This window comes from Kitasatospora sp. NPDC002965, from assembly GCF_040611255.1.
Classification (GTDB): domain Bacteria; phylum Actinomycetota; class Actinomycetes; order Streptomycetales; family Streptomycetaceae; genus Kitasatospora.
This window is the reverse complement of sequence record NZ_JBEXNT010000008.1, coordinates 125,378-136,995: the sequence shown is the minus strand read 5'-3', so window position 1 is coordinate 136,995 and position 11,618 is coordinate 125,378. Positions and strand designations below refer to the sequence as shown.

Genomic DNA, 11,618 nt, shown 5'->3' with positions numbered 1-11,618 from the left:
CCGGCGGCGGTGCGTACGGGGCGTTGGCGCATCCGGAAGGCCAGGACGTCGGCCATGGTGAAGCGTCCCGAGTTGCGCAGGGGTTCGGCGATCAGCAGGAGGGCGACGAGCCAGGCGACGAGGAAGCCGACGGAGTAGAGGAAGCCGTCGTAGCCGTAGAGGGCGATGGCGCCGGCGATGCCGAGGAAGGACGCGGCGGACATGTAGTCGCCGGAGATGGCGAGGCCGTTCTGGAAGCCGGTGAAGCCGCGTCCGCCGGCGTAGTAGTCGGCGGCGTCCTTGGTCTGCCGGCCGGCCCACAGGGTGATGCCGAGGGTGGCCAGGACGAACAGGCCGAACAGGGTCATGGTGAGGGTGCGGTGCTCGGTGGAGGCGCCGGCGGCGAGCAGGGTGGTGGTCATGAGTCGGCCCTCCGGGGGGCGGCGGGTGCCTGGGCCGTGCGGCCTTCGCGGATGGCGGCGGCGGGCGGGTCGAGGTGGTGGTCGGCGTAGCGGGCGTACCACGCGGCGATGGTGAAGGTGCTGGCGAACTGGAGGAGGCCGAGGACGAGGGCGACGTTGACGTGGCCGAAGAGTTTGGCGCCCATGAGGGCGGGGGCGTAGCTGGAGAGCAGGACGTAGAGCAGGTACCAGAGGATGAAGCCGGCGGTCACGGGGAAGGCGAAACCGCGGAAGGATCTGCGGAGTCGGCGGAACTCCTCGCTCTGTTCGAGGTGTTCGGGGCGGTCGGGGACCGCAGGCCGGGTGGTGGGTGGAGTGTCCACGCGTGCCTCCTGGGTGAGCGGGTTCGGTGGAGGAGCGGGGCCGGACGGGGCTGTCGCACGGGTGTGGGTCAGCGGTCCCGGGCCCTGCTCGCCGGGTGGTGCGGGGCCGTCGTCGGGGGCCCCTCCTACCAGCGGGTTCGTTCCTGCGGCGTATCCCAGCCCGTACGGGCGGGCTGCGGTAGGCATCGCACCGCGGTGTGCGGTGAGCGGTCGCGTTCTGCGGTGAGCGGTACGACGAACGGTCGAACGGCCCCGAGCCGGCGGACGAGTGGAACGGTCGGGGTCACAAGGAAGTCTGGGCGGCTCCACCCCTTGACGGTGGTCCCGACCGGGGGGTGTCATGTGCCTCATCGCGATCGGGCACCTCGGTCATCGGGTGCTCCGGCGACGCGTTCCCCCGGGTGTCGACCGGTCCGGTTCACGGACGGCCCTCCACCGACGCCCGGTCACCACCGTTTCGCCCCACCCGCTTCGCCGACAACCTCCGCGTCAGGGTGGGACCTCCGACCGAGCCCGCTCCTCAACCGACGCGCTCCCCCGGGCGGCCGAGTCCTGGACACGTTGCCGTGCTCGTCGGGCCGGCAGACGGCCGTATGCCGGCGCCGGTCCTCCGCGACCCGCGACCGGGCTGCCCGCACCGCGGGTGACCTCAGTGCCGTCCGCGACGACCCACGGGCCGAGCAGGCGTACCGGCGAATCGGACCGCTCGATGCCTCATCCGGGCACGACCCTCGCCTGTTCGCCCTCTGGCGGTACCGCACACGCGACCAACCCGACCACGCCTGACGCAACGGACGAACCCGAGCCCCGGAACGACCAGCGGGTGTGAGCGCGGAGACCTCACTGACCGGCCGTCAGAAGAACTCCTCCAGCCGCATGCTCTCCGTGTCGCCGCCTGGACAACAGCCGCCTCGCGCGGTCGAACGCTTTCAACGCGCCGACTTGACGGGGAAGGTGGCGGCGATCCAGACAGTGGGGGTTTCCCCTGCGCCACCAGGACAGTATCCGGGCCGGCGCAGCCCGGTGGTCGGGTTGCCGCGTGGCGTTGCCGCGACCCGGCTACCCGACCACACGAGCCCCGAATTCCGATCCGGCTGCCTACTCGGGCCGGACCCGACGGCCGTATCCCAGCACGGTGGCGGCAGCGAGGAGGGCGACGACGCCCCCCAACACCATGGCGGTGGTGGGCGAGGAGCGGTCCACCACAAGGCCGCCGGCCAGGGCGCCGATCGACAGGGTCGCCTGGAAGGACGAGGTGAACAGCACCCCGGCCGCCTCCGGGGCGTGCGGGGCCGCGGTGAGGAACCAGGTGAGGGAGCAGACCGGCACGGCGCCGTACGCCGCGCCCCAGAGCGTCAGCAGGACGGCGGCGCCCGGACCGGTGGTGCCGAGCAGGGGCAGCAGCAGGGTCGCGGCGGCGAGCAGCACGGCAGCCGTGCCGAAGACCGGGCGGAGGGCGCCTGCCGCCCGGCCGCCGGCCAGCACGTTGCCGACCAGTCCGGCGGCGCCAAAGAGGAGCAGGAGTCCGGTGACCAGCCCCGGGCCGGCATGGGTGGCGGCCGTGAGGAACGGGGTGATGTAGGTGTAGCTGCCGAAGTGGGCCGGCACGATCAGGAAGGTCACGGCGAGACCGGTCCGGGTTCCCCGGCCGGCGAGGAGACCGCGTAGCACGCCGAGGCCGGTGGTGGTCAGCGGGGGGAGCGGCGGAAGCGAAACCAGCAGGGCGGCCAGGGTCAGCAGAGTCAGCACGGCCATCACGAGGAAGGCGGCGCGCCAGCCGGCGAGCGAGCCGAGGAACACTCCCGCAGGTACGCCGAGGACCGAACCGAGCGGGACGGCGGTGAAGAACAGGGTGGTGGCCCGACCCTGCCGGTGCTCGGGGACGAGTCGTGCGGAGAGCCCCGAACCGATCGACCAGAAGGCCCCGATGACCAGGCCGAGAGTGACCCGGGCGGTCAGCACGGCCCAGTAGGCGTGGGCGAAGGCATTGAGGAGGTCCGCCAGGACCAGGAGCAGCAGGAGGGCGCAGAGCATGGTCCGCCGGTCGGCGTGCCTGGTCGCCACGGTCACCACTGGTGCGGCGACGGCGGCGACGACGCCCGGGAGCGTCATCATCAACCCGGCGGTGCCGTCGGAGATCCGGAAGGTCGCGCCGATCGGGGTCAGCAGGCCGATCGGCAGGATTTCAGTGGTGACGATGGAGAACACACCCGTGGTGACGGCCAGTACGGCGGGCCAGCCACCGCTCCGCCCTGGGGAGTTCGGGCTGCGGGAGCCGTGGTCGGGCGGGCGCGGAGCGGGGTGGAGGGCGGCGTCGGCCATGCCGGAGGTCCTGTCCGTGAGCGGGGGGTGTCGCTACGAAGTCCACCAAGAGGGAAGGGGGTTGGTCTGGCGTGAATCCGACCTCGACGTGCGGGCCGTCCCGGTCACAGCCGGGAAAGCGGAACGGGCGCCGGGCCGGGCTGCTGCTCGACGCCCAGGAACACCTCGCCGCGAGCGGCTGCGAGCTCGTCGAACAGCGCGGCAGACCGGAGAGGCGGGTACCCACACGGCGCCTCAGGGGGCTCGGGTCCCGTGGTGTGCCACCGCCCGCCGGGAGCTCCCCCAGACGGATCGGGACAGGTATCCGAGCAGGTAGTTCGACGCTACCCCGAGCTCCCGGCGGGGCCAAGACTCGGATACACCCAACACGGGGACCGCGTACGAGGCCCGGCGATTGTGCCTCGGCTGCCTTCCCCGATCAGCCGTTCTCCTCCGTTCACCAGCATCGAGGTGAAATGATCAAGTACCGTGCGCCCGTCAGGACGGGCCGCCTGTTGCCGACTACGGCGCGTCAGAGTGACGGTGGCGTGTCGAGGGTCAGGCCGGTGCCGGCGGCCATGAAGCCGTCGTGTAGGGCATCACCCGTGTCGGATCCGACGGGGCGGCCCACGGCGAACGGCCAGGCGGCCGGTCGTCGGGCTGCCGGTCCCAGCATGGCCCACGGCCGCTCCGGCGGTTCTCGGGGACTCTCGGATTTCCGGAGGACACGCGGTTGTGTCGCGGGGCACCGCGCCGTTGCGCGGCCGAGGGATCCGGATGCCTGGCCCCGTCGCGTTCGGACACCGGGTGTCGCTGCCCGCCCGTCCCCGGCACCTTCGGCCTGCCCGTCCCCGGGAGCCGTGCACCCGGACCAGCCACAGTGTCGTGAAATCGAGAGAGACATCACGTCCCTGACAAGTCGAGCCGCCACGGCCAGATCCGCTGATGGGGACGTGAAGACGTGATGCTCGTCAAAGAGCTGCCGGGTCTGCAGGCAGTGGTAGAGCTGCCCGACCACACGGTGGAACAGGTGCCGTCGTGCGTGCGCGTGCCAGTCGCCGTTCTGGCACCTTCGCCGGTAGTGTGCGTCCGCTCCGGGGGACGCCTTGAGAGCGGAGAAGGCCCGGAGGAAACCGGCGTTGATGAGCCGGTTGTTCTTGATGAACCGTCGCCCGGCATAGCGTTTCTTGCCGGAGGCACGGGTGATCGGCTCGGAGCCGTCATAGGCCTCCAGTGCGCGGGCGTCGGCGAAGCGGGCGCGGTCGTCTCCGGGCTCGGCGAGCACACGGGCGCCGAGCTGGACCCCGAGGCCGGGAAAGCTCAGGACGATCTCAGCGTCCGGGTGCTGGCGAAAGTAAGCCTCCACCGCCTCGGCGAGTTCGTCGACTGCGACGCAGGCAACATCCACCTGGCCTATCAGTGCTTCCAGTTGGCGTCCCATCGCAGCCTCGATGACGGCCGGATTCCTGGGACCTCGGGGGCCGGGACCCAACAGGAGTCGGCCCGGTGCCCACGCGGCCGCCGCAAGAACTGACCACAACGACAGTCCGGAAGTCCCCCAACGGAGGCGATCCGGAACCGCCTACCCAAGGATCAGGAACATCATGAACCCGCCTTTCCCGAGAGCTCGATCCGGTGCCTTAAGACTGCTGCTCATGTCCCTGGTGACAGCCCTCCTCGCCGTCGGTGTATCCATCACCCCCATGGCAGGTGGCACGGCGCACGCCGCGGAGTTCGCCGGGAACCCCTGTCCTGCCGCGGAGAGCATGTACTGCACACGGCTGTTCCTGGACGGCGGCGTCGCGCTGGGCGTGGATACCCAGCGTTCCCAGGAGAACCAAGTCATGCTGACGCCTCTCGGCAGCGGCCCGAACAGGGCCTGGCGGCTGACTCCGAACTGGGACAACGGAACCTTCCGGATTCAGAACGTGTCACTGGGCAAGTGCCTGTCGACTCCCAATAACAAATTCACGCCCTACCGTGATAGGGCTCCGGTGTACCTGGAATCGTGTGGCGCCGACCATGCGCAGGACTGGTATGCCCATCCCACACCCACCGGGTTCATGATCCGAACCACGTACTCGAATCTTTGTTTCTACCCCAACAGTTCGAACATCAATCCCGGGGTGTCGACTCTTGTGTACAGCTGCAAGGGCAACGAGGCGCAGTCGTGGGAGGTCCCCTTCGGCCACGAGGCGAACCAGCCTCCCGTGCGCGGGCCGCGGCAACTCGCCATAACGTACGCGACCAAGGTGTGCCAGGATTCACCGAAGAAATGCTCGTGGGACATGGAATCGGAATCCCCCGCGGAAATGCTGCCGGAATCCTGCGAGTCGATTGCCTGGCGCAACAACGGCCCGGAGGACGCTACCCACACATTCGTGGTGACCAACACGAACGGATGGTCTCACGAAATAGGTACCGAGATCGAGCTGGGACTGGAGACCGGCGCACTGTCATCACTGATCGCCAAGGTCAGCGTCAAGGTGAAGTTCTCCTTCAAAAAGGTCTGGTCCGGTTCGCAAGCCGTCGGAAACCAGATGAGCGGAAAGGTACGTCCTGGGGAATACGGCTGGGTCACGCTCTCCAGGGCTGCCACCAAGATCACCGGGACCTGGACATTCAGCGTCGACGATCTCCCCTGGACGACCAGGGACACGATCGCCATGCCGATGATGAGCGACGCCAAGGGTCAGCCCAGCCTCTACATCGTCAACTCGTCCCCGAAGCCGCCCGTCTGCCTGTAAGACCGCAAGCACCCATAGCCGCCGGACACACCCGATCCGCTGGGACGCTCCAGGGACCGCCCCAGTGGATCGGGGCACGGCGGGCGGGCTGGGGCGATGCCCCGGACATGAACACCGACTCCGCCCAGACCGGTGATCGCCCATGACGACCCGGAACACGCGTCCCGGGTCCCACGGGCGCCAGCAATAGAACGGGCCGGGGGCCCGCCCCCACCCGCTTCCACGACGCGGGGTAGGGCGGGCCCCTCACCGACAGCAGGATTCCGGTCGGGTTCCAGGACGGCGAGGGCATGACGGCGGGCCTGGTGCCGAACCGACGTCCCAGGCCATCGGGGCAGTAGGGCCATCAGGAGTATCCGCCTGCGGAGGAGATCGAGGCCGGCACGGACGCTCCGAGTGTAACCACGGGACCAGGCGTCCTTGGTCTCTCCCTTGGACTGAGAGCACCAGCCGCCCGAGTAGGAGTGGCCGTGGTAGTTGAATCCGAACTTCGCGGTGATGTGGATGTCGCCGTCGTTGCCGATGCCGCCGTGTCCGCCCTCGGCGTCGTCGCCCCTGCCGGCCAAAGGGAGTCGCCGCCTTTGCCGCCCTCCGCGGTGACGGTCCGCGTGCCCCGGACGAGTCTGTTGTTGCCGTCCTCACCGTTCCCGGGGTTCCCTCCGAAGTAGCCACCCCCCTCCCCGTCACCCAGTCACCCAGTCACCCGGGCGATGTCGTCCTCGCTTCCGCCTTCGATGGTCCCGTCGTTGCCAACGGCGCCCGACCCCCCGGGGCTGGACTGGGTGTTCAGCCCGTTCGCTCCGTTGCCGCCGGCGACGGTGATCGTGTCGTTCCCGGAGCCTCCCCGGATGGTTCCGGTGTTGCCAAGGTCCCCGGAACCCGACGGGGCGCCGCCGTCGCCTCCGCCTCCGCCTCCGGTGACCGTGATGCTGTCGTCGCCGTCGCCTCCGTCGATGGTGCCCCGGTTGGAGGTTGACCGGTCGTTCGGCGACCGGACCACCGTGATGGTGTCGTTTCCGCGCGGCCCCGGACCTCCCTGCGGCCAGCCGGCGGGCGCGGCCCGGCGCGGCCCGGGGCGGCCGTCACCCGGCCGGGGACCGCGACGAACAGGGCACCGGACCGCGTGGGCCGGTACGGGGCGGGTGACGTCATGGCTTCTCCGTCGTCTCTGTTCCGGCTGCTGTTGGCGGGTCCCTGCTGCGGCCCGCGGCCCGGCACGCTCATGGTGGGACGGCCCGGCACCCGGGCGCGACACCGTTCGACCGAAGGGCCCCACGGGGCTCACGGACGAATACCGGACGGCGCTCACCGCCGTCCTCGCTTCCGGGGAAACGGACGGGACAGGACGGTGCGGGAGTGGCGGGAGTTTCGGAAATTACCCCGTGGGATATTCCAGATGCATTGTGTGAATGATAAATATCCTGGTTTCGGGTCTGGCCATGTTCACCCGCTCGGGAATAACCTCTAGCGCGAGAGTCGAATTCGTTCGGCGGTGACGGATCCCCCGCCTGCGGGCTCTCCTCGATAGATCCTTCCCATGCCGTCACCCCTGTGGCGGCCCCATGCGTTCGGCACGGGCCAGGCCAGGGACACGCCTGTCCACCGGTCCCTGTCGCGGCATGCCCGACCAACAGCACGGACCAAGAACCAAATGAGGCGACATGAGCAGTCAATTCGACGGCCTGGCGCAGATGTACGAGGACATGTTCGCCCTGCCGTGGCGGAAGGACCTGGAATCCCACAGCGTCCTGGCGGCCCTGGGTCGCGTCCTGGGCGAACGCGTCCTTGACCTCGGGTGCGGTACGGGCCTCTATTCGCGCCTGCTGAAGGCGCAGGGGGCCGACCTGGTGGTGGGTCAGGACGCTTCGGAGGGCATGCTCTCCTACGCGCGGGCGCAGGAGCCCGCCGGCCACCGGGGCATCGAGTACGTCCGCACCCTGCCCCCCGCCCTGGAGGGAACCTTCGACGCCGTGCTCGGCGTCTACGTCCTGCCCTACGCCGAGCAGTACGCGGAACTCGTGGAACTGTGCGGGCTGGCGGCGCGGGCGCTGAGGCCCGGTGGCAGGTTCGTCACCCTGCCGGTCAACCCCGACTACGACGGCAGGCGCGAGTACTACGAGCGTTACGGGCTGCGGCTGTTCGACGCGGAGCCGCGGTTCGACGCCTCGAAGGTGACCCTGGAGCTGGAGTTCGGCCCCTACCAGGAGACGATCACGGCCCGGTACTGGAGCCGCGGGGCCTTGGAGGCCGCGCTGGCCGAGGCGGGCTTCACCGACATCGGCTGGCCGCCGTTCCAGGTCTCGGAGCAGGGTATGCGCGAGCACGGCAAGAGCTTCTGGGGACCGTACCTGCGCTCGCCGCACGCCGCGCTGATCACCTGCGTGAAGGGTGCGGCCGCCCCGTGAACGTACTCCGCACGCCGACCGCGGTGGCGATCGGCACCCGCGTCCACCCCGACGCCCACGGCGTCGACCCCGCCGCCTGGGAGCGCCTGGTCGGGGCCGACAACTTCTACGGCAGCCACCGCTGGGTGCGCTCCACCCACCTCGCCTCCGGCGGCGACCCGGTGATCACCGCCTCCGAGTCCGGCACCCTGCTCGGCGTGCTGCCGACCTGGCCCGGCGAGGGCGACGACGACGAGATGTTCTCCCTGCCCGGCATCCTGCCCGGGATCCTGCCCGGCACGGCCGCCGACGTCGACGGCGGCAGGCAGCTCTGGCTCGGCACCCGACGCTCGGTCTGCAACGAACTCCTCTGCGTCCGCGGACCGCAGCGGCGCCCTGTCCTGAGGGCGCTCCTGGGCCGGGCGCTGGAGCTCGCCGCCGACCGGGGCGACGACGGCGTGGTGATGGCCTACCTCGCCGGCGAGGACGCCCTGGAGCTGGCGGCGGCCCACCCCCGGGCCCGCGCGCTGCTGCACTCGGCCGACACCTACCTGCCCGTCCCGCCGGGCGGCGCCGGAGAGTTGTCGGCCCGCAGCAACCGGCACAGCCGGACCCGTCGCAGGAGCGAGTTGCGCACCTTCCAGCGCACCGGAACGGTCGTCAAGACCACCCGGCTCACCGAGGACCTCGTCCCCCGCATCGCCGACCTGATCGCCCAGAACCGCACCCGCCACGGCAGCTCCGGAGGTCCGCGGGCGGTGCTCGACGCCCTGAACGCCCAGCGCGCCACCGGCCTGCTTGACCACGCCGTGGCGTTCCTGGGCCTGCGCGGCCCCGAGCTGGTGGCCGCGACCGTCTGCTACGAGCACGGGGACCGCCTGTACGCCCGCTACTTCGGCTACGACTACACGACCGCCGTCCCCACCAACGAGTACTTCCAGCTGGGGTACAACGCCCCCCTCGACTACGCCGCGGAGGGCGGGTTCCGGCGCTACCGGACGGCGATCTCCGCGTGGGACGTCAAGGTGCGCCGCGGCGCCCGTCTCACCCCCCTCGCTGCCGTGGTGCTGCCGCTGCACGGCGCCGTCTGCACACCCGCCCGCCAGCGCGAGCACAACATCACCGCCGCCGGGCACTGGCGGGAGCTGGCCGGGGACCACCCCCTGGCCATGGGGCCGGAGTGGGCCAGCTGGGAATCACCACTGCCGTAACCCGACCACCATGCCCCAGGAAAGGAAATGCTCATGCTCCACCTCCACTACCGGCTCGAACTGACGGAGGCCGCCGAGGCGGACCCGGCCGGGTTCTGGGCCTGGGCCGCCGAACGCGAGAAGTGGTTCTACGAAGGACTCGACACCGTGCTCGCCACCAGCTGGCACCTGCGGACCGTCGGCACCCATGTCCACGCCCTCGAACACCTCGTCACCTTCGCCGACGAGGCCGCCTGGGGCACCTACCGCCGCCAGGTCTCCGCCCGCAGCAGGGACACCGCCTGGGAGGAGCGCCGTACCGAGCAGACCCGCTGGTGGCGGCTCGCCGAAGCCGCCCTGCTCAACGACCCGCCGGTCGCGATGGGCCTCCACCGCACCCCGCCGCCGCAGTGACCGCCGTGTCCACGGGCTCCGAGTACTCCGACCACGTCGCACGCAGCACCCACCTCCTGGACCACGGACGCTTCACCACCCTCGCCACCGTCGGCGAGGACGGCCCCTGGGCCTCCACCGTGAACTTCGTCGCCCTCCGCGACCCGCTCCGGCTGCTCTACTACTCCCTCCACGGCTCACGCCACTCCCGCAACATCGAGGCCCGGCCCGACATCGCCGGCTCGGTCCACCTGCTAGGCACACCCGGATTCGGCCTGGACGGCGCCCAGTTCACCGGGCACTGCGAGGCCGTGCCGGAACCCGAGGTCCCGCGGCACCGGCAGGTGTACTACGAGCTGAACCACCCCGACCCGGAGGTCCGCGCGGCCTGGCTCCTCCCGGAGTCGGACTTCACCGGCGACGGGCCCCGCCGTTTCTACGTGGTGCACGTCCACCGGTGGTGGCTCCTGGACATCGACCGCTGGCTGGCCGACAAGCACGACACCCGCGTGGAGGTCGACCTCGCCGAACTCGCCAGCGCGGCCCGGCCGTGACCACGCTGACGAACGCGCGCGTCGTCACCCCGTACGAAGTCCTGGAGCCAGGGTGGGTCACCTTCTCCGGCCCCACGATCACCGGGGTCGGCACCGGTGGGGCCCCGGCCGCCGCCGACGACGACGTCCGCGACCTGGGGAACGCGTACGTCCTCCCCGGCTTCGTCGACCTGCACATGCACGGCGGTGACGCCGCATCCGTCGGTTCCGGCGATCCCGACGAGGTGCGCAGGGCCGTCGCCTTCCACCACCGCCACGGCACCACCCGGATGCTGGCCGGCATCATCGCCGGCCCGGTGCCCCGGATGACCGCCGCCGCCGCGACCGTCGCCGACCTCCTCGCCGCCGGCGACCCCGGCTGCGCCGGGGTCGCCGGGATCCACTACGAAGGCCCCTTCCTCAGCAGCCGTCACCGGGGCGCCCACGCCGAAGCACACCTGCTCGCCCCCGACCCCGCCATCCTGGCCACCCTGCTCGCTGCCGGACGGGGCCACGTCGGGGTCGTCACGCTCGCCCCCGAACTCCCGGGCGGCCTGGAACTGGTGCGGTCGATCGTGGCCGCCGGCGCGGTCGCGGCGATCGGTCACTCGGAGGCCGACCACCGCCGCTCCCGCGACGCCTTCGCCGCAGGGGCCCGGCTGACCACCCACCTGTTCAACGCCATGAACCCGCTGCACCACCGCGAACCGGGCCTCGCCGGCGCCACCCTCGCCGACGACAGGATCGTCTTCGAGCTGATCAACGACGGCCTGCACCTGCACGACGACACGATACGCATCGCGTTCGCGACCGCGGCCCATCGCGTGGCCCTGGTCACCGACGCGACCCCCGCCGCCGGAATGCCCGACGGCGAGTACCGCCTCGAGGACGTCGACATCACCGTGCGCAACGGCCGCGCGACCCTCCCGGACGGACACACCCTCGCCGGCAGCACCCTGACCATGGACCGGGCCGTCCGCCGGGCCGTCCGCCACCTCGGCATCCCCATCACCCAGGCGGCCGCGGCGGCCGCCACCACCCCGGCCCGGCTCCTGGGCCTCGGCGACCGGACCGGCTCCATCGCCCCGGGCAAGGACGCCGACCTGGTCGTCCTCACACCCCGACTGCACGTCCGGCACACCATCCTCCGGGGCCGACCGATCGGAACCCCCTGACCCCCGCCCCCAGTTGCCCCTGTCGCGGGCCGGGCCCCGGGCGCCCCAACGGGCAGCGGCCCGGCGCGGGGGGCCGGCCCCCCCCCGGGGCGGGCCGGGCCCCGCCGCCGGGGGGGGGGGGCGCGCGCGGGC

At 71.3% G+C, this 11,618-nt stretch carries 9 protein-coding genes and 2 pseudogenes; 6 read left to right on the top strand and 5 right to left on the bottom strand.

Translation table 11 applies throughout. The features are described from left to right. The 4 genes and pseudogenes from ABZY91_RS06140 to ABZY91_RS06125 form a co-directional block, all read right to left on the bottom strand. A pseudogene (locus ABZY91_RS06140) lies at nt 1-401 on the bottom strand (cation acetate symporter); the annotation flags it as partial. Then, on the bottom strand, nt 398-763 hold the full coding sequence (locus tag ABZY91_RS06135) for a DUF485 domain-containing protein (RefSeq protein WP_355400151.1): 366 nt from the start codon (nt 761-763) through the stop codon (nt 398-400). The pseudogene ABZY91_RS06140 and the gene ABZY91_RS06135, both read right to left, overlap by 4 nt. Nucleotides 764-1,861: 1,098 nt before the next feature. Then, the gene (locus ABZY91_RS06130) at nt 1,862-3,085 is read right to left on the bottom strand and encodes an MFS transporter (RefSeq protein WP_355400149.1); all 1,224 of its coding nucleotides are present in this window, start codon (nt 3,083-3,085) and stop codon (nt 1,862-1,864) included. 946 nt (nt 3,086-4,031) lie between these two features. Beyond that, a pseudogene (locus tag ABZY91_RS06125) lies at nt 4,032-4,517 on the bottom strand (transposase); the annotation flags it as partial. Between the two features lie 202 nt (nt 4,518-4,719). Here ABZY91_RS06125 and ABZY91_RS06120 point away from each other — a divergent pair. Next, a complete protein-coding gene (locus ABZY91_RS06120) occupies nt 4,720-5,811 on the top strand; it encodes an RICIN domain-containing protein (RefSeq protein WP_355400147.1) in 1,092 nt (363 codons plus the stop codon). Nucleotides 5,812-6,502: 691 nt separating this feature from the next. Here ABZY91_RS06120 and ABZY91_RS06115 read toward each other — a convergent pair. Then, nucleotides 6,503-6,811 carry a hypothetical protein gene (locus ABZY91_RS06115; protein ID WP_355400145.1) on the bottom strand — a complete coding sequence of 103 codons (309 nt, stop codon included), beginning with the start codon at nt 6,809-6,811 and terminating at the stop codon, nt 6,503-6,505. Between the two features lie 661 nt (nt 6,812-7,472). On the opposite strand from ABZY91_RS06115, the gene ABZY91_RS06110 reads away from it, so the two are divergent. From ABZY91_RS06110 to nagA, 5 genes are read left to right on the top strand one after another with little or no spacing between them, the layout of a single operon-like run. After that, nucleotides 7,473-8,216: a class I SAM-dependent methyltransferase gene (locus ABZY91_RS06110; RefSeq protein ID WP_355400143.1), complete on the top strand. Its 744-nt coding sequence runs from the start codon at nt 7,473-7,475 to the stop codon at nt 8,214-8,216. Next, nucleotides 8,213-9,406 carry a hypothetical protein gene (locus ABZY91_RS06105; RefSeq protein WP_355400141.1) on the top strand — a complete coding sequence of 398 codons (1,194 nt, stop codon included), beginning with the start codon at nt 8,213-8,215 and terminating at the stop codon, nt 9,404-9,406. The genes ABZY91_RS06110 and ABZY91_RS06105 overlap by 4 nt, the downstream gene beginning before the upstream one ends. Nucleotides 9,407-9,439: 33 nt before the next feature. Then, on the top strand, nt 9,440-9,799 hold the full coding sequence (locus ABZY91_RS06100; protein ID WP_355400139.1) for a hypothetical protein: 360 nt from the start codon (nt 9,440-9,442) through the stop codon (nt 9,797-9,799). 5 nt (nt 9,800-9,804) lie between these two features. Then, nucleotides 9,805-10,332 (top strand): pyridoxamine 5'-phosphate oxidase family protein, encoded by a 528-nt coding sequence (locus tag ABZY91_RS06095; protein WP_355400137.1) that lies wholly within the window; start codon nt 9,805-9,807, stop codon nt 10,330-10,332. After that, on the top strand, nt 10,329-11,486 hold the full coding sequence (gene nagA / locus ABZY91_RS06090) for an N-acetylglucosamine-6-phosphate deacetylase (protein ID WP_355400135.1): 1,158 nt from the start codon (nt 10,329-10,331) through the stop codon (nt 11,484-11,486). The genes ABZY91_RS06095 and nagA overlap by 4 nt, the downstream gene beginning before the upstream one ends. Nucleotides 11,487-11,618 lie beyond the last annotated feature (132 nt).